19 protein-coding genes are annotated in these 17,229 nt (G+C 72.4%); 11 read left to right on the top strand and 8 right to left on the bottom strand.

Annotated features, from left to right (window positions below; all coding sequences use genetic code 11):
• The first annotated feature begins 13 nt into the window (after positions 1-13).
• Both Psi01_RS10240 and Psi01_RS10245 read left to right on the top strand, forming a co-directional pair.
• Positions 14-796 carry an enoyl-CoA hydratase-related protein gene (locus Psi01_RS10240; RefSeq protein ID WP_204063716.1) on the top strand — a complete coding sequence of 261 codons (783 nt, stop codon included), beginning with the start codon at positions 14-16 and terminating at the stop codon, positions 794-796.
• A gap of 206 nt (positions 797-1,002) precedes the next feature.
• Positions 1,003-1,314, top strand: coding sequence for a hypothetical protein (locus Psi01_RS10245; RefSeq protein WP_204063717.1), 312 nt, complete (start codon positions 1,003-1,005; stop codon positions 1,312-1,314).
• 39 nt (positions 1,315-1,353) lie between these two features.
• Here the strand turns inward: Psi01_RS10245 and Psi01_RS10250 are convergent, their stop codons facing one another.
• Both Psi01_RS10250 and Psi01_RS10255 read right to left on the bottom strand, forming a co-directional pair.
• A complete protein-coding gene (locus tag Psi01_RS10250) occupies positions 1,354-1,914 on the bottom strand; it encodes a DNA-3-methyladenine glycosylase I (protein WP_204063718.1) in 561 nt (186 codons plus the stop codon).
• Positions 1,911-2,519 carry a hypothetical protein gene (locus Psi01_RS10255; RefSeq protein ID WP_204063719.1) on the bottom strand — a complete coding sequence of 203 codons (609 nt, stop codon included), beginning with the start codon at positions 2,517-2,519 and terminating at the stop codon, positions 1,911-1,913. Before Psi01_RS10255 ends, Psi01_RS10250 begins: the two co-directional genes overlap by 4 nt.
• A gap of 42 nt (positions 2,520-2,561) precedes the next feature.
• Here Psi01_RS10255 and Psi01_RS10260 point away from each other — a divergent pair, with 42 nt between their 5' ends.
• The gene (locus Psi01_RS10260) at positions 2,562-2,882 is read left to right on the top strand and encodes a hypothetical protein (protein WP_204063720.1); all 321 of its coding nucleotides are present in this window, start codon (positions 2,562-2,564) and stop codon (positions 2,880-2,882) included.
• A 96-nt stretch (positions 2,883-2,978) separates the two neighbouring features.
• On the top strand, positions 2,979-3,893 hold the full coding sequence (locus tag Psi01_RS10265; RefSeq protein WP_204063721.1) for a hypothetical protein: 915 nt from the start codon (positions 2,979-2,981) through the stop codon (positions 3,891-3,893).
• A 15-nt stretch (positions 3,894-3,908) separates the two neighbouring features.
• Here Psi01_RS10265 and Psi01_RS10270 read toward each other — a convergent pair whose 3' ends face one another.
• The 3 genes from Psi01_RS10270 to dapE form a co-directional block, all read right to left on the bottom strand.
• Positions 3,909-4,496 (bottom strand): LOG family protein, encoded by a 588-nt coding sequence (locus tag Psi01_RS10270; RefSeq protein WP_204063722.1) that lies wholly within the window; start codon positions 4,494-4,496, stop codon positions 3,909-3,911.
• 9 nt (positions 4,497-4,505) lie between these two features.
• The gene (locus Psi01_RS10275; RefSeq protein ID WP_204063723.1) at positions 4,506-5,300 is read right to left on the bottom strand and encodes an LOG family protein; all 795 of its coding nucleotides are present in this window, start codon (positions 5,298-5,300) and stop codon (positions 4,506-4,508) included.
• Positions 5,301-5,674: 374 nt separating this feature from the next.
• Positions 5,675-6,736 carry a succinyl-diaminopimelate desuccinylase gene (gene dapE / locus Psi01_RS10280; protein WP_204063724.1) on the bottom strand — a complete coding sequence of 354 codons (1,062 nt, stop codon included), beginning with the start codon at positions 6,734-6,736 and terminating at the stop codon, positions 5,675-5,677.
• A 76-nt stretch (positions 6,737-6,812) separates the two neighbouring features.
• Between dapE and Psi01_RS10285 the strand changes: the two genes are divergently transcribed.
• Both Psi01_RS10285 and Psi01_RS10290 read left to right on the top strand, forming a co-directional pair.
• Entirely contained in the window at positions 6,813-7,526 is a 714-nt protein-coding gene (locus Psi01_RS10285) for a MerR family transcriptional regulator (protein WP_204063725.1), read from the top strand.
• 117 nt (positions 7,527-7,643) lie between these two features.
• Positions 7,644-8,441, top strand: a complete 798-nt coding sequence (locus Psi01_RS10290; RefSeq protein WP_239127429.1) for a hypothetical protein — start codon at positions 7,644-7,646, stop codon at positions 8,439-8,441.
• Between the two features lie 27 nt (positions 8,442-8,468).
• Here Psi01_RS10290 and Psi01_RS10295 read toward each other — a convergent pair whose 3' ends face one another.
• The 3 genes from Psi01_RS10295 to fdxA all read right to left on the bottom strand — a co-directional run bounded on the left by Psi01_RS10295 (position 8,469) and on the right by fdxA (position 10,677).
• A complete protein-coding gene (locus Psi01_RS10295; protein WP_204063727.1) occupies positions 8,469-9,152 on the bottom strand; it encodes a DUF4178 domain-containing protein in 684 nt (227 codons plus the stop codon).
• Positions 9,153-9,163: 11 nt separating this feature from the next.
• Positions 9,164-10,243, bottom strand: coding sequence for a succinyldiaminopimelate transaminase (gene dapC, locus Psi01_RS10300; protein WP_204063728.1), 1,080 nt, complete (start codon positions 10,241-10,243; stop codon positions 9,164-9,166).
• A 107-nt stretch (positions 10,244-10,350) separates the two neighbouring features.
• Positions 10,351-10,677, bottom strand: a complete 327-nt coding sequence (gene fdxA, locus Psi01_RS10305) for a ferredoxin (RefSeq protein WP_184940603.1) — start codon at positions 10,675-10,677, stop codon at positions 10,351-10,353.
• 160 nt (positions 10,678-10,837) lie between these two features.
• Between fdxA and Psi01_RS10310 the strand changes: the two genes are divergently transcribed.
• The 5 genes from Psi01_RS10310 (at position 10,838) to Psi01_RS10330 (ending at position 17,213) form a co-directional block, all read left to right on the top strand.
• Positions 10,838-11,011, top strand: coding sequence for a putative acetyltransferase (locus tag Psi01_RS10310; protein ID WP_239127431.1), 174 nt, complete (start codon positions 10,838-10,840; stop codon positions 11,009-11,011).
• A 65-nt stretch (positions 11,012-11,076) separates the two neighbouring features.
• Positions 11,077-12,159: an ABC transporter substrate-binding protein gene (locus Psi01_RS10315; protein ID WP_204063730.1), complete on the top strand. Its 1,083-nt coding sequence runs from the start codon at positions 11,077-11,079 to the stop codon at positions 12,157-12,159.
• Between the two features lie 126 nt (positions 12,160-12,285).
• The gene (locus Psi01_RS10320; protein ID WP_204063731.1) at positions 12,286-13,041 is read left to right on the top strand and encodes a class I SAM-dependent methyltransferase; all 756 of its coding nucleotides are present in this window, start codon (positions 12,286-12,288) and stop codon (positions 13,039-13,041) included.
• Between the two features lie 110 nt (positions 13,042-13,151).
• Positions 13,152-15,143, top strand: a complete 1,992-nt coding sequence (locus Psi01_RS10325) for a hypothetical protein (protein WP_204063732.1) — start codon at positions 13,152-13,154, stop codon at positions 15,141-15,143.
• 3 nt (positions 15,144-15,146) lie between these two features.
• Positions 15,147-17,213, top strand: a complete 2,067-nt coding sequence (locus tag Psi01_RS10330) for a UvrD-helicase domain-containing protein (RefSeq protein WP_204063733.1) — start codon at positions 15,147-15,149, stop codon at positions 17,211-17,213.
• The last annotated feature ends 16 nt before the right edge of the window (positions 17,214-17,229 follow it).

The raw sequence follows: 17,229 nt of genomic DNA on the forward strand, positions 1-17,229 counted from the left end.
AGGGGTCCTTCCGTTGAACGATGTCCTCTACTCCGTGGACGACGGGGTCGCCACCGTCACCCTGGACCGCCCCGAGGCGATGAACTCGCTCACCGTCCGGATGAAGACCGAGCTGCTGGAGGCGCTGAACAGGGCCTCCCAGGCCTTCGCCGTGCGCGCGGTGCTGCTGACGGGCTCTGGCCGGGCCTTCTGCGCCGGGCAGGACCTCAACGAGCACGCCGCGAACCTGGAGGCCGGCCGCGGCCTGAACGACACGGTGCGCGAGCACTACAACCCGATCGTCCGCACGATCGCCGAGATGGGCAAGCCGGTGATCGCCGCGGTGAACGGCGTGGCGGCGGGCGCGGGCGCCTCCCTGGCCTTCGCCTGCGACCTGCGGATCGCCTCGGAGAAGGCCAAGTTCGCGATGGCCTTCACCGGGATCGGCCTGGCCCCCGACTCCGGCGCCTCCTGGACCCTGCAGCGCCTGGTCGGCCCGGCCCGCGCGGCCGAGCTCCTGCTGCTGGGCGAGCCGCTGGACGCCGCCCGCGCGATGGAGCTCGGCGTCGTCTCCAAGGTCGTCCCGGCCGGGGAACTGGAGGCCGCCGCCCGGGCTCTGGCCGTACGGCTGGCGCAGGGCCCCACCGCCGCCTACGCCGCCACCAAGCGGGCGCTGGCGTTCGCGGCGGACAGCGGCCTGGGCGAGGCACTGGAGCTGGAGGCCGACCTGCAGGACGCCTGCGCCAAGACCGACGACCACCTGAACGCCACGCGGGCCTTCCTCAAGAAGGAGCGACCGGTCTTCGAGGGCCACTAGGCCGTCTCCCGGGCCGCCTCCTAGATCGTCCCCTGGGTCGTCTCCCGGGTCGTCTCCGCCCCTCCTGCGGGCCCTTTCCCCGATCTTTGCCGGGATCGGGCCCGGCGGGGTGACGCGGCGGGCAGGGGACTCCGGGAAACGCGCCGCCGGCGCCGGGCCGTGTCCCGGCCCGGCGGTCCCTCCTGGAGGATCACAGAGGAGCCCAGGTGTCCAGCCCTCAGCCCGCCTCCGGACGTCGCCTCACCCCCGAGGAGCGCGCCGCCCTGTACGAGACGTCCCGGCGCACCAGACTCCGGGTGCTGGTCCTCGTCCCGGTGGTGATCGCGCTGTTCGTCCTCCTGATGGTGGCCGTCCCTCCCGCGGCGACGAAACCGGCGGCGTTCCTGGGCACCCTCCTCGGCATCGGGGTCGTCGTGCTGCAGGGAAGGGCGCTGCACAACCTGCACACCAGGCTGGGGATCACCGGCGAGGAGGGCAGGGCGGTCGTCGCCGAGGAACGGGCCCGGCGCCGCGCGTGAGGAGGGAACCTCAGGGCGTGTCCGAGGGGCGCGCTCCGGTCAGGAGACCGCGTCCCGGACCCAGCAGCCGGCGACGTGGTCGTTGACCAGGCCGATGGCCTGCATCAGCGCGTAGGCGGTGGTGGGGCCGACGAAGCGGAAGCCGTGCCTGCGCAGCTCCTTGGCCAGCGCCTTGGAGCCGGGGGTCTGGGCGGGCACGTCGGCGTCGGTCGCCGGCACCGGAGAGCCGGGGTCGGCATGGCGCCAGACCAGGTCGGACAGGCCCACGTCGAGCGCGACCCGCGCGTTGGCGACGGCCGCCTCGATCTTGGCCCGGTTGCGGACGATGCCCGGGTCGGCGAGCAGCCGGTCCACGTCGGACTGGCCGAACGCGGCCACGGCCGGGATGGAGAACCCGGCGAAGGCGGCGCGGAAGTTCTCCCGCTTGCGCAGGATCGTGATCCAGGACAGGCCCGACTGGAAGGCCTCCAGCGTGAGCCGCTCGAACACCCGGTCGTCGCCCTCGACCCTGCGGCCCCACTCGTCGTCGTGGTAGGCGATGTACTCGGGCGCGGAGGTCACCCACCCGCAGCGCACGGGCCCGTTCTGCCGCCCGCTCATCGCGGCTCCTCCGCCTCCGCCCGTCCGGTGGAGGCGGTCTCGGCCCGGTCGGCCGGCGCGGCCTCCGCCTGGTCGTCGCTCACCGTCCCGGCCTGCCCGGCGCGCGCCGTGCCGGTGCGGGCGGCCGCCGGCTCCGCGTGCCCGGCGGACGCCCCGCCGTTCTCCGACGACGGGTTCTCCCAGCCGCCGAAGGACCCGGCGGCCTCCCCGGGCACCTCGGCGGGCTCATCCCGCGGGATCTCGGGCTTGTGCTGGGTGACCGGCCCGTACGCCGGGGCCGCGTGGACCTCCTGGCGCGCCTGGAGCCTGCTGGCGAGCAGCTCGGAGACCCGCTGCTCCAGCACCGCGATCCTGGTGTCGCGCTCGCTCAGCGCGCTGGCGACGCGCTGCAGCGCCTCGTCGACGCTCTGCGTGTGATAGCCGACCAGGCTCACCGGCAGCTGCAGCGCCATGAAGTCCACGGCGTTGAGCTGCCCGGCCTCGGGCAGGGCGAGCGGGGGGACGTCGGGGGCGAACTCGGTGAGCTCGCCGCCTTTCCCCATGGCGACCATCACCACACCGGCGAGGATGGCGAGGGCGGCGAGGGCGAGTACGACCAGCAGCACACTACGAATCGTGCCACAACTCTCCCGCCTTAGGATCGTGGGATGGCGGCGCTCATGGTGATCGGACCGGATGACGACGGCGAGGCCGGCTGGGCCGAGGCCCGCTCGGTCGCGGAGATCGAACGGCTCGTCCGGGCCGGGCGCACCGTCGTCGTCACCCCCGCGGAGCTGACCGGGCCGCAGGACGGCGGGTCCCCGGACGACGAAGAGGCCGCCGAGCTGGCCGCGGCCTCGATCTGCGCCTGGCTGGGCGCCCGGGTCTTCCGTACCTCCCGGCCCGATCAGGTACGGCTCGCGGTCGAGATGACCGAGTCCCTGGCCGGCCGCCGGCCTCCCGCCCTGGCCCGCCGCGGCCTCGCCTGAGTCCCCGCCGGGCGGGCGGGGATCGGGCCGGCACCGATCCGTCCGGGTCTTGACAGCTCTGGGGAGCCTGCCTAGGCGTGGGACCGGAGGTGGTTCATGACGGGGCAGACACCGACCGGACGCGACGACGGAGCCGCCGCGCGGGAGGAGCGGAATCTCCTCTACTCCGCATGCCGGTGGATCGCCGCACTGATCCTGGTGCAGTACGGCTTCGCCAAGCTCTTCGGCGCCCAGTTCACCGTGCTCGACTCCGAGCTCGACAAGCCGATGGGCACGGTGAGCGGGTTCTGGCTGACGTGGTACTACTTCGGCTACTCGCCGATCTTCGGCAACCTGCTCGCGCTCCTGCAGATCGGCCTCGGCCTGGCGCTGGCGTTCCGTCGCACCGCGCTGCTCGGGGCCGCGGGCACCGCGCCGCTGCTCGGCGGCATCAGCGTGCTGAACCTCTCCTACGGGATCGCCCTGGACGCCCTGGTCGTCTCCCTGATCGGAGCCGGCTGCGCCGGCTACGTGTTGTGGCGGCACCGCCGGGAGCTGAAGGCGGTGTTCTGGGACGACCGGGCCGCCTCCGGCGCGCGTCCGCGATGGGTGCGCGCCGTGCTCGTGGTGCTCCTGCTCGCCGTTCCGGCCTCGTGCTCGTACTACGTCGCCAACTACAACAACCGGGCGCCCACCGCGCTCGACGGCACCTGGGAGGTGACGGCGGGCGACTTCCGGCCGCCGGGCCTGCCCGGTCCGGCCGAGCGCGCCTACTTCGAGCACAACCGCGCCCACCAGCTCGTCCTGCGCAGCGGATGGACATGGCAGACCCATCACTTCGAGGTCGATCCGGCCGCCCGCGCGATCGGGGTCTGGCGGACGTGGCTCCGCAAAGACGAACAGCTGCTGTCCGGGCGCTACGACCTCACCGGCGACCGGCTGGTGATCACCGCTACGGACCCGGCCTCCGGCCGGCCCCTGCGCTGGGAGCTGCGGCGGGTGCCCCCCGGGCAGCTCCGCCGCAGCCTGTGACCGGTGCGCGGCGCGTCAGCCCGCGCTGGCCTCTCCCAGTTCCTCCGGGCTGGGGACCAGGTGCCGGGGCGTCTTCTCCAGGAGCTCGAAGGCCTCCTCGACCGCGGTGGTCCAGGAGATCGCGTCGAAGACGCCCGGGCGGGTGAAACCGGCCTCGTGCATGCCCTCGACGAGCTCGCGCAGCGGGGCGTACAGGCCCCAGGGGTCCAGGATCACCAGCGGCTTGTCGTGCAGCCCCAGCGTCCGCGCCGTCCAGATCTCGAACAGCTCCTCCAGCGTGCCGATGCCGCCGGGCAGCACCAGGAAGGCGTCGGAGCGGGCGTCCATGATCCCCTTGCGCTCACGCATGTCGGCGGTGACGACGAGCTCGTCGGACTCCTGGTCGGCGATCTCGATGTCCACCAGGACCTGCGGGATCACCCCGACCGTACGGCCGCCGGCCGCGCGGGCCGCCCGCGCCACCGCCCCCATGCACGACACCGTGGCGCCTCCGCTGACCAGAGTGTGCCCGCGTCCGGCGAGTTCCCGGCCCACCTCCTCCGCCAGGGCCAGGTACTTCTGGTCAATCTTCTGGCTCGACGCCAGGAATACGCAGATAAACACGGATCAACCCTATTGGGCGTCCCCCACCGTGTTCTTGACCGCCTCCGCCTCCTCATCGCGCAGCCGGGACCTGTTGCGATCCGCGTCGACGATGATCCGCACCGCCTCGTCCGGGTCGTCGGTCACGTGGATGAGGTCGAGGTCCTCCGGGGAGATCTTCCCGGAGGACGCGAGGCTGGACTTGATCCAGTCGATCATCCCGCCCCAGAACTCCGTGCCCATCAGCACCACGGGGAAGGAGGTCACCTTGCGGGTCTGGACGAGCGTCAGCGCCTCGAACAGCTCGTCCAGGGTGCCGAACCCGCCCGGGAGCGTGACGAAGCCACAGGAGTACTTCACGAACATGGTCTTGCGGACGAAGAAGTAGCGGAACTCGATGCCGAGGTCCACGTACTCGTTCATCTGCTGTTCGAAGGGCAGCTCGATGCCGAGCCCGACCGAGACGCCGCCCGCCTCGACGGCCCCCCTGTTGGCCGCCTCCATGCAGCCGGGACCGCCGCCGGTGATCACGGCGTAGCCCGCCTCGGAGAGCTTGCGACCGAGCTCGACGCCCAGCGCGTACTCCGGAGAGTCCTCGGGCGTGCGGGCGGAGCCGAAGACGGTCACCGCCTGGGGCAGCTCGGCGAGCTGGCCGAAGCCCTCCACGAACTCCGCCTGGATGCGCAGGACCCGCCACGGATCCATGTGCAGCCAGTCCGCCGGTCCCCGGCGGTCGAGCAGCCTCTGGTCGTAGGTGGAATCGGGGACGAAGTCGCCGCGGACCACAGCGGATCCCTGACGGCGCTCCGGACGTGTCTTCTTCATGCGGATCACGCTAGCGCCACCCCACAAAAAATCTTGAAATTCTCTCCGGAGACACGGAACCGGATTTCGAGGAGGCTGCGTCTAACTGCCGAGGGTGCTGCTCGGGACTGAAAGTGGCTTTCCCCGCCAAATGGCCGGCGAGGAAAGCCACTTTCTCTTTTCTATGGCGACGCCGCGCGTCGCGGGCTCGGGGCTGTATCGATGGCGACGCTGCGCGTCGCGGGCTCGGGGGCTCCTTGATCCGGCTCCCGCCCTCGTCACGTCCTCGCTCGTTCCTCGCTCCGGGCGTTCCTCGGTTGGTTCACCGGCGCCCCCTCGCGGAGGCCGTGGCGACGGAGAGGTCGTTGAGCGGTTCCCCGGAATCTCCTTGTCGGTTAGGCGAGCCAGGTGAGCATGCGGTGTTCACAGTCGGCGATCTTGGATAGGGAGACGTGCTCGTCGCGCTGGTGGGCGAGGTTGGGGTCTCCGGGGCCGTAGTTGACGGCCGGGATGCCGAGGGTGGAGAACAGGGAGACGTCGGTCCAGCCGAGCTTGGCCCTGGGGACGCCGCCCACGGCGGTCACGAAGGCGGCCGCCACGGGGTGGGTCAGGCCGGGGCGGGCGGCGGGGGCGCCGTCGGTGAAGCGGACCTCGAAGCCGTCGAACACCTCGGTCACGTGCTCGCGCGCCGCCTCCAGGGACAGGTCGGGGGCGAAGCGGTAGTTGACCGTCACCGTGCACTCGTCGGGGATCACGTTGCCCGCGACCCCGCCGGAGATCCCCACCGCGTTCAGGCCCTCGTGGTACTCCAGCCCGTCGACGACCGGCAGCCTCGCCTCGTAGGCCTCCAGGATCTCCAGCACCGGCCGGGCGGCGTGGATCGCGTTGATCCCCAGCCAGGACCGGGCGCTGTGGGCGCGCTTGCCCCGGGTGACGACCTGGGCCCGCAGGGTCCCCTGGCAGCCGCCCTCGATGGTCCCGTCGGTGGGCTCCATGAGCACCGCGAAGTCACCGGCCAGCCAGTCCGGGCGGTTGCGGCTGAGCCGCAGCAGCCCGTTGCGCTCGGCCTCGATCTCCTCGCAGTCGTAGAAGACGTAGGTCACGTCCCGGCTCGGCGCCTCCAGCGCGGCGGCCAGCTTCAGCGCGACCGCGACCCCGCTCTTCATGTCGGAGGTGCCGCAGCCGTACAGCAGGTCGCCCTCGACCCGGCTGGGCAGGTTGCCGGCGACCGGGACGGTGTCGATGTGCCCGGCGATCACCACCCGCTCGTCGCGGCCGAGCCGGGTGCGGGCCACGACCGCCTCCCCGTCGCGGTCCACGGTCAGGTGCGGCAGGGCTCGCAGGGCCTCCTCCACCGCGTCGGCGAGCGTCTTCTCCCCGCCGCTGACCGACTCGATGTCGACGATGCGCGCGGTGAGCGCTCCGACGTCCTGTGCGAGATCCAGCCGCGTACTCATGTCCGCGACCTTATCGCCGCCCGCGGGTTCCGCCGGAACGCGGGTTTCGCCCGCGAGGTGGGTTTTACTGGAAGGCGTGTTGCGTATCGGGGAGTTCGCCGCCCTGGCCGGGGTCAGTGTCGGGACGATTCGCCGCTACCACCGGACGGGCCTGCTGCCCGACCCGCCGGACGCGAAAGGGCGGCGGCTGTACGGCACGGCGGACGTGGTCCGCCTGATCAGGATCCGGCGGCTGGTGGCGCTCGGGGTGGACCTGCCCGACATCGCCCGGGTGCTCGGCCCCGACCCCGGGCTCGACGGGGATCTGCGCAGGGCCCTGGCCGACCTGGACGCCGACCTCGCCGTCCAGGAGGAGGCGGTACGGCGGCAGCGGGCGATGCTGGCCGAGCTGCGGCACACCGGGCCCGACCCGGCCCCGACCCCGGCGCTGACCCAGATCGTCGGCGAACTGGAGCGCGTCGTCCCCGCCCACCCGCTGCTGGAGCGGGCACGGGAGACCATCGCCCTGCTGGGCGCCGCGGTGCCGGGGCTTGCCGGGGCGCTCGCCGGAGCCTACCGGGCGTCCATGGGCGACGAGGGGCTCAGGCGCCGGCTGTGGGATGTCGGCCTGCGCTTCGAGGAGCTCAGGGACGCCCCGCCCGAGGCTCCCGAGGTCGCGGTCCTGGCCGAGGAGCTCGGCCGTCTCCTGCGGCCCTTCTTCGACAGCCGTCCCATCGGGGCCGTGCGGGGCGGCAGGATCGACGAGCTGTCCCCCGCGCAGCGGCACGTCGTCCGTCTGCTCGGCCGTTGACCTGCCCGTACGGGACGGAATCCCCTATCCGGCAGGGTTTGCCGGACCGCGTACCAGTCGTGGGCATGTAGGTTCTTCACCGTGCGGCGGCGGTTGTCCAATGGGGTCATCGCGATCATGGTGATCGTGACCGTGCTCGCGGTGGCCATCACCGTGGGCGTCTTCGTGCTGATCAACCGGTTCGACACCCTGACCGTCGCACGCGAGGGCTGCCGGGTGACCACCCCGCAGGGGAGCATCGACCTGGAGATCGAGCAGGCCCAGGTGGCGGCGGCGATCGCCGGTGTGGCCCACCGCCGCAAGCTCCCCGAGCGCGCGGTGGTGATCGCCTACGCCACCGGCATCCAGGAGTCCAAGCTGCTGAACCTGACCTTCGGCGACCGCGACTCGCTCGGGGTCTTCCAGCAGCGGCCCTCGCAGGGCTGGGGCCCGCCCGAGAAGCTCGTCGACCCGGTCTACGCCAGCGGCAAGTTCTTCGCCGCCCTGGTCAAGGTGAAGAACTACCGGAAGATCCCGTTGCACGTGGCCGCCCAGGAGGTGCAGCGCTCGGCCGACGGCTCGCTGTACGCCCAGCACGAGGAGAACGCCAAGATCCTGGCCGCGGCGTTCACCGGCCGGGTGCCCAAGGCGGTGCACTGCTGGTTCCCTCCCCGCGGCGAGGAGACTCCCGCGCCCTCTCCCTCACCGGACGGGGCGGAGCGGGAACTGGCCCGCACGCTCGGCGCGGGGACCACTCTCGAGGCCGGTTCGCGCAAGCGGGGCTGGCTGATCGCCACCTGGTCGCTCGCCCACGCCCAGAAGTACGGCCTGCGCCGGATCCGTTACGACGGTCAGGCATGGAGCGTGACAACGGGCGAGAAGGGCGACTGGACGCCCGACGCCGGTTCCTCCCGGGAACGGGTCCAGATCTCCTGAGGCCGGCGGGTCCCCCGATCGGGGGCCTCAGACCTTCCTGTCGATCGTGATCGAGCCCGGCGGGAGCGACTGGGCGTAGGAGGAGTTCCAGGCCCCGCCCTGGACCCGCTCGAAGGCGAGCAGACGGCCGTCGGCCGCGTGATAGTCGGCGAAGTCGAGCAGGCCCCGGTCGGGCATGCCGGTGTAGCCCTCGGAGCGGAAGGCCGCGGTGCCCCGGTCCGCCGGGAAGAACTCGGCCCCCTCAACGATGATCATCCGCTTGGCGGGGACCATTCCCTGGGTGGGCACCGGCGTCCACAGCAGCACTTCGAGGTGGGGGGCATCGCCCGGAGCGTTCCCCGAGCGCGTCTCGACCGACAGCCACCGGTGGCGGCGGCTGCCGTCGTCGAGCATGTACTCGGTCCACTGGACGCCCTGGCACGACAGGTAGACCGCTCCGAGGACCCGGGAACGCGTCCCCTGGCACTCGATCGTGTCGCCCACCTTGATCGTGCGGGGGTCGGGGTAGTCGATGCCGACATGGCCCGTGTCCTGCACAGGCCCGCGCGGAGGCGACCGCTCGGCTTCGACCGGCGGCGGCAGGGGGGTCTCGCCGGAGGACCCGTCCCCGGGCGTCCTGCGGTCCTGGCGGGTGGTCGCGTAGAACGCGCCCAGCAGCAGGACCACAGTGATCGCGCCCAGTCCGATCATCACGGCGACCGCAGGGGTCATGCCGCGGGATCCTACTGGAGCCGGCGCACCGCCGCATCGACGCGTTCGTCACTGGCGGTCACGGCGATCCGGACATGGCGGTCGCCGGCCGCCCCGTAGAAGTCACCAGGAGCGACGAGAACGCCCTTCTCGGCCAGGGCGCGCACCTGGTCCCAGCAGTTCTCGCCGTTGGACGCCCACAGGTACAGGCCCGCGGCGGAGTGCTCGATCCGCCAGCCCGCCGACTCCAGCGCGGGGCGCAGCGCCGCCCGCCGCGCGGCGTAGCGGGCCCGCTGCTCCTCGGCGTGCGCGTCGTCGTCCAGCGCCGCGGTCATCGCCGCCTGGACCGGGGCCGGGACGATCATGCCCGCGTGCTTGCGCACCTCCAGCAGCCGCCGGATCAGCGCGGGGTCCCCGGCCACGAAACCGGCCCGGTAACCCGCCAGGTTGGAGCGCTTGGACAGCGAGTGCACCGCGAGCAGGCCCTCGTGCGAGCCGCCGCACACGTCCGGATGCAGGATCGAGATCGGCTGCTCCTCCCAGCCCAGCTCGATGTAGCACTCGTCGGAGGCCACGATCGCGCCGTGCTCGCGCGCCCAGGAGACGACCTTGCGCAGGTGCTCGGCGGGCAGGACCTTGCCGGTCGGGTTGGACGGGGAGTTCACCCACACCAGCGGCACCCGCTCGGGCCCGAGCGCGAGCAGCCCGTCGGTGGCGTACGGCTCCGCGCCGGCCAGCCGGGCGCCCACGTCGTAGGTGGGGTAGGCCAGCTCGGGGAAGATCACCCGCTGGCCGGGACCGATGCCCAGCAGCGTCGGCAGCCAGGCCACGAACTCCTTGGAGCCGATCAGCGGCAGCACGTCCGCCTGGTCGAGGACGACGCCGTGCCTGCGCCGGAGCCATCCGGCCGCGGCGGAGCGCAGCCGCTCGGTGCCGTAGGTCAGCGGGTAGCCGGGGCTGTCGGAGGCGTCGGCCAGCGCACGCCGTACGACGTCGGGAACGGGGTCGACGGGGGTGCCCACCGACAGGTCGACGATCCCGTCCTCATGCCTGCCCGCCAGCTCCTTGTACGGCGTGAGCCGATCCCATGGAAAGTCCGGCAGCCCGATCACAGTTCTCCCCGCTGGCGTGCCCCCACCCGGGCGGGAGGGGGAAAGGTCGTCGATGGAACCCGTGCACGGGGGCGGCGCGTCGCGCCGCCCCCGCCCACATCGGCTTTCTAGTGCCCCTCGGCCTGCGGAGGCAGGGCCGCCACGACCGGGTGGTCCTTCTCGATCTTGCCGACCTTGGAGGCGCCGCCGGGCGACCCCAGGTCCTCGAAGAAGTCCACGTTGGCCTTGTAGAAGTCCTTCCACTGCTCGGGAAGGTCATCCTCGTAGAAGATCGCCTCAACGGGGCAGACGGGTTCGCACGCGCCGCAGTCCACGCACTCGTCGGGGTGGATGTAGAGCATGCGCTCGCCCTCGTAGATGCAATCGACGGGGCACTCCTCGATGCACGCCTTGTCCAGGACGTCCACGCAAGGCTGCGCGATGACGTAGGTCACCTCGGGCTCCTTCTTCTTTACGCACCTAGGCACGACTTCGACCGCGGGTTGCTACGACCTAGTATTGCCGTGCCCGCCATATGTCTGGAACAGGAGGGGGTCCTCTGCGGTGTCCCCCGCATTCGGCGCTCGGCTCAGTATCAACATAACCCCAGCTGACGTGGGGAAAAGGGTAACCGTCCGGCGACGGGTCCCCGAGGGCTTCCGCGACGCCGTCGGGCAGCTGGAGTTCTGGCGGGACGGCGTGCTGGGCGTGCGCAAGCGCGACGGCACCCTCGTCGAGATCCCCGAGGACACCCTCGCCGCGGCAAAGGTTGTCGTGAGCCGGGCGTAAGCCGTTCACCAAGAACGCTCGCGCCTCCTCGACCGCCCCGGCAGGACCCGAGAAGGATCCGGCGCGTGACCGTACGCAGCATCACCGCCGCCGTGATCCTCCTCTCCGTGATCACCGGATGCAGCTCCGCCGTCCCCGCTCCCGAGCAGGGGCCGCTCCCCCCGGTGAAGCTCCAGGCCGCCTCGCTCCAGGAGGGCTTCGCGAGCATGGAGCGCCTCGTCGAGGAGGCCAGGAAAGAGGGATCGCTCAACGTCGTCGGCCTGGCGCGCGACTGGGTGAACTACGGCGAGATCATCGACGCCTTCTCCGAGGAGTACGGCGTCAAGGTCAACGAGCTCGAACCGGACGCCGGCAGCCTGCGGCAGATCGAGGCCGCCGCCCGGCTCAGGCCCGACGTGTTCGACCTGAGCCTGGAGGTGGCGGTGGCCAACGCCGGCTCCTTCGCCCCGTACAAGGTGCGCGGCTGGCAGGACCTGCCCGACGACCTCAAGGACTACGACGGCGCCTGGTACGCCGCCTACGGCGGCTACATGTCCATCGGGTACGACTCGGCCAAGGTGTCCGCCCCGGCCTCCTACGAGGACCTGCTCAAGCCCGGCTACAGCGTCTGGCTCCCCGGCGACCCCCGGCACAGCGCGGCCGCCTTCGGCGGCGTGATGGCGACCGCCTTCGGGGAGGGCGGCACGGCGGGTTCCGGCAGGCCCGAGGCGCGGCGCGGGGTGGAGTTCTTCGGCCGCCTGAAGGAGGCCGGCAACCTCGCCGAACCCGGCGCCACGCCCACGGCCGTCCTCGACTGGGACTTCCTCAACGCCGGGCGGGTGACGAGCCGGAAGGGCTGGAAGGTCGTCATCCCCGGCGACCGCGTGCTCGGCTCCTACTACGTGCAGGCCATCGGCAAGGACGCCCCGCACCCGGCCGCCGCCCGGCTCTGGCAGGAGTTCCTCTTCTCCGACCGGGGCCAGAACCTGTTGCTGAAGGGTTACGCCCGCCCGGCCCGCATGGAGGCCATGCGGATGCGCGGGACGCTCGACGCGGAGCTCGCCCGCAGACTCCCGGAGACGGCGGCGCGGCCGGTGGTGCTCACCGTCCCGGAGACCGACGCCGCCAAGGCCTACATCCGAAGTGAGTGGGCCGTGACGGTTGAGTGACACTGATGCCGGTGAGACTGATATGTCGCGACATGCTTGAGGCTCTAAAGTGTCAGGAGAGTACCGGCACGAGGCCGCGTCTTCTCAGAATGTGAGCTGATCGTCTTGCGATACGATACACCGAGCATGATCAGGTGGAACGCTCGCACCTATGACAGCAGCTTCGGTTACGTTTCGGCGCACGGCGCCCCCCTGGTCGACCTCCTCGACCCCCAGCCCGGGGAGCGCATCGTGGACCTGGGCTGCGGCACGGGGGTGCTGACGGCCGAGATCGCCTCCCGGGGCGCCCACGTCCTGGGCATCGACGGATCACAGGCGATGATCGAGAAGGCGCTGGCCCAGTACCCCGGACTGGACTTCATCGTCGGCGACGGTCACGACTTCGTGCTCGCCCAGCCGTACGACGCGGTCTTCTCCAACGCGGCTCTGCACTGGATGGGCCGGCAGCCGGACGCGGTGATCGCCAGCGTGCGCGAGGCCCTGGCCCCGGGCGGCCGGTTCGTGGCCGAGATGGGCGGCGCGGGCAACTGCGCCGCGCTGACCGCCGCGGTCTCCACGGCCTGGCGCGAGCACGGGCTGCACGAGCCCGATCTGCCGTGGTACTTCCCGAGCCCGGCCGAGTACGCCACGCGCCTGGAGAAGGGCGGGTTCACCGTCCGAATTCTGGAGTACTTCGACCGGCCGACTCCACTTGACGAATGCCCCAACGGTGCGGCGGACTGGGTGCGGATGTTCGCCGGTTCACTGCTGCGAGGAGTCCCGGTGAACCTGGTCGAATCGCTGCTGCGCCGGGTGAATGAGCTGGCAGCGCCCGCTCTGCGGCGGGAGACCGGGTGGGTGGCCGACTACGTGCGGCTGAGGTTCGCCGCCGTACGCCGTTGACCAGACTCGTGCGCTGGGGCGATTTGCCAGACTAAGGTCTGTTCCATGAGTCTCGTTCTCCAGCGGCGAGGAGTGGATCAGGCGGCTTGAGGGGCTGGTGAAGGGAACGGATGAACTTCTGTCTGAGTGACCTCGTGCCGCCGTTGCGCTGGAGCGACGCGGCCGCGATCCCGCTTCTGCGCGACCGGCCGGACCTTCCGGACGCCTGGTGGCGGAGTCTGCCGCTGGCACGGGTGCTCGCCGTGGTGCCGCCCCAGGAACTGGCCGAGCTGCTCGCGGAGATCGCCCTGGAGCACTGGCCCGCGGCGGCCGTGGGCGACGTGCTGCCCGCCCTGCACGTCCTGGACCCGGAAGAGGCCGACGAGCCCTGCACGTCCATCGCCCTCGACCGGGCCGGCTCGTGGCCGGGCCTGCTCTCCCTCACCGGTCACGACCTGCGCGACCAGCCCTTCATCCAGGCCCGTCCCGTGCTGCACGCCCTGTTCGGCGCGGTCTTCGCCCACCTGGCCCCCGCGCCCTCCCCCGCGCAGGCGCCCCCCGCCGCGCAGGCGCCGCCCGTGTACGTGCCCGCGGCGGTGAGCGGTACGGCCGAGGCCCCCGTCGCGCCGGAGTTCATCGAGGCCGGGTTCATCGGGGCCACGCCCGCGGGCGTGGCCGAAGCCGGTGTGGACGACGCAGCCGCCGAGCCTGTGGACGCCGAAGCCGTCGCACCCGTGGAAGCGGAACACGACGACGCCGTGGCCGCCGGCCCGGACCCGGACGAAGACGCCGTCGAACCCGCAGAAGCGGACGAAGACCCACCCGAGCCTGCAAACGCGGACGAAGACCTCGTCGCACCCGTGAACGCCGGACACCGCGCAGCCGTATCCCCGGACGTGGGGGTGGACGAGCCGCGCGATCTGCTTGCTCTGGTGGACGGCGTCTTCGCCGGGCTGGAGGACACGAGCTGGGCCGTCGCCCAGAACCGGGTGTTCAGTGACGAACCCGCGGCCGTGGAGGCGCTGGCCAAGCTCTTCGCGGTCTCGCCCGAGGCCATCGCCGAGATCGAGACCGGGCTGCGGCGGCGGCTGGCCGGCTGGCTCGGCTCCGAGGAGGCGGCGCCGTACCGGGAGCACCTGGCGGAGATGAGGACGGTCCTCGGCAAGGCCGCCCCGCGCAACCGGCTGATCGGCGCGGCCGGCTGGCACACGCGCGAGCTGCGCTCGCTCGACGTGCCCGCCTGGCAGTTCGTGCTGGCGACGCTGACCGACTACTACGTGGTCGACGGCTGGCTGGTCGACGGCGACATCGCCGAGCTCCAGCACCGCACCCGCGACCTGATCGGCGGGGCCGAGCGCCCGCCCACCGTCAGCCGGGCCCTCGAGCTGGTCTCCACCCTCGGCATCCACCCCGAGGTGGCCGAGGAGTGGCTGGAGAACGTCCCGCAGCTGCGCATCCTCGGCGGGGGCGACCCCGCGGCCCAGCGGTCCAACGGCGCCGTCCCGGTCCAGGCGTCCGGCCCGCCCTCCGCGTCCCACACCGGGCATCCGGAGAGCGAGCCCGCCCAGGGGCCGCCGCAGGACCCCGCCTGGGCCAAGACCCCGTTCCGCCCCCTCAAGGACGTCGCGCTCACCCGGCGCTGCTTCCGGCAGCCCGACGGCCGCTGGTGGCTGCGGATCGACGTCACCGCCGAGCACCTCGAAGGCGCGGAGTGCCCGCTGCCCAGCGGGTTCGCCGCCTACCTGGGCATGGCGCCCGGCGACAGCCGCACGGTCGGCAGCGTGGTGGGCGAGCTGGTCGTCAGCTGGCACGACCGGCCGGTCCTGGAGTCGCTGGGCACCCTCCTGCGGGACGCGGGCGCCAAGGAGGGAAGCCACCTGTTCCTGACGCTGTCCGACGAGGGGGTCCTGCGCGCCAGGCACCTGCCGGCCGCCGGGACGGCCATGGAGCCGGTGGTGCGGGCCCTGCGCCTGGTGGGCTACACCGCGCCGTGCGAGACCGCCGAGCACGCCGCGCGGGTGATCGGCACCAGGGTCGGGATGTCCGGGCCGGTGAGCCTGCCCGAGCTGCTGACCCGCCTGCGCGAGCGCGGGGACCGCGACCTGCAGTCCCTGCTGGCGTAGCCCATGCCCCGACTAGCGCTCTCCCCCGAGTTCCCCGCGGAGCTCAGCGCCCTGGCCCAGCCGGTGCGCCGGGACGCGGTGGTCTCCGTACGCCGGTTCCTGCAGAACGTGTCGGGGGCCCCGCATCCGGAGCGGGTCAGGGGGGCGCGGGACGAGCGGGTGGCGACGCTGCGTCTGGCCGACCGGCACCGCGGCGTCGTGGTCAGGCAGCGGGACGTCTACTGGCTGCTGACCGTCCTGCCGGAGCCCGAGTCCTGGGCCTACGCCCAGCGTCACCGCTTCGCGGTCAACTCCGCCCTGGGCGTGGTCGAGATGTGGGACGCCGCGGCGCTGGAGCGGGCCGAGTCGGCGATCCGCCGGGCGGCGCGCTCGTCCCGGACGCGCCTGTTCGCCGACTTCTGCGACACCGACCTGACCGAGCTGGGCGTCGGCCACCGGTTCCTGCCGCTGGTGCGGCAGATCACCGACGAGCTGACCCTGGAGGCGCTGGAGCCGCTGCTGCCCCCCACGCAGTACGCGCCGCTGGCCGCGCTGGCCCGGGGGGAGTCGATGACCGGGGCCTGGCGGGAGCTGGAGAACTGGCGGTGCGTCCCGGCCCCCTTCGAGCCCGCCGGCTGCGCGGAGCTCGACGACCTCGCCGCCGCGCTCCTGCGCAGCCCCGACCGCGCCGTCTTCGTCGAGGACCCGCGCGAGCTGAACCACGTGCTGGACGCCCCCGACTGGTGCGTGTTCCTGCACCCGCCGCAGCACCGGCTGTCCCACTGGGAGTCCTACGAGCGGCCCGTGCTGGTCACCGGCGGCGCGGGCACCGGCAAGACCCTCACCGCCCTGCACCGCGCGGCCCATCTGGCCAGGAACGGGCGCGGGCCGATCCTGCTGGTCACCTTCTCCCAGGGGCTGAGCACCGAGCTGTCGGCCAGGCTCGACCTGCTGATCGAGGACGAGGTGGTGCGCAAGCGGGTCGAGGTCGGCAACGTGGACCGGCTGGCCCACCGCATCGTCTCCCAGGCCGAGGGCCGCCCGCCCACGCTGGTCGGCGCGGCCGAGCTGACCGCGCTCTGGCGGGAGGCGGAGAGCGAGCACGGCCCGGCGTTCCTGCTGCGCGAGTGGGAGCAGGTGATCCTGGCGCAGAACCTCCAGACCCTGGACGAATATCTGGCCGCCCCCCGCCCCGGCCGCGGGGTCGAGCTGTCGGCCGAGGAGCGGACCGGCGTCTGGAAGGCCGTCGGGCACGTCACCGGCCGGCTGGCCGAGCGCGGCAAGCGCACCCTGCTCCAGCTCGCCGCCGAGGCGGCCACCCTGCTCGGCCAGAGCACCGGGGACCTGCTGGAGGAGGACGAGCCGCGGCGGGAGCCGTACCGGCACATCGTGGTGGACGAGGCGCAGGACCTGCACCCCACGCAGTGGCGGCTGCTGCGCGCCGCGGTGCCGTACGCGCCCGACGACCTGTTCATCGTCGGCGACCCGCACCAGCGCATCTTCGACACCCGGGTGGCGCTGGGCGCGGTGGGCATCGACGCGATCCAGCAGCTCCTGCAGGTCTCGCACCGGCTCCCCCAGGAGATCCTCTCGTGGGGGGTGCGGCTGCGCGGAGGCGGACCGGCCGACGGGCTGGTGGCGGGAGTCCAGGAGTTGTACGGTTTCCGCGCCACGCGGCACGGCCCGCGCCCCATGGTGCGTGCCTACGATTCACCGGAGGAAGAGCTGAGCGGACTGGTCGCGCACGTCTCGCAGTGGGTGAAAGACGGCGTCTCCCCCGGCGAGATCGGTGTGGCGGCCAGGACCCCGGACCTGGTCCGGGAAGCCAGATCCCTCCTGCGGGAGTCCGGGGTGCGGGTGAGCACGCTGCACGGCATGAAAGGGCTGGAGTTCCGGCGGGTCGCCGTGATCGGCGTCGCCGACGGGATCGTGCCGGCTCCCGAGTCGCTCACCCCGGCCGAGGAGGATCCCGCGGCCCGGGCGCACGATCTTCAGCGCGAGCGCGGTCTGCTCTACGTGGCCTGCACCCGGGCGAGGGAGGTGCTGTACGTGTCCTACTCCGGACGGGCAAGCCCATTCCTACCCACCTGACCACATACTCTGAACT

Origin of the sequence: Paraplanobispora siamensis (assembly GCF_016863175.1) — a bacterium.
GTDB classification, from domain to species: Bacteria; Actinomycetota; Actinomycetes; order Streptosporangiales; family Streptosporangiaceae; genus Planobispora; species Planobispora siamensis.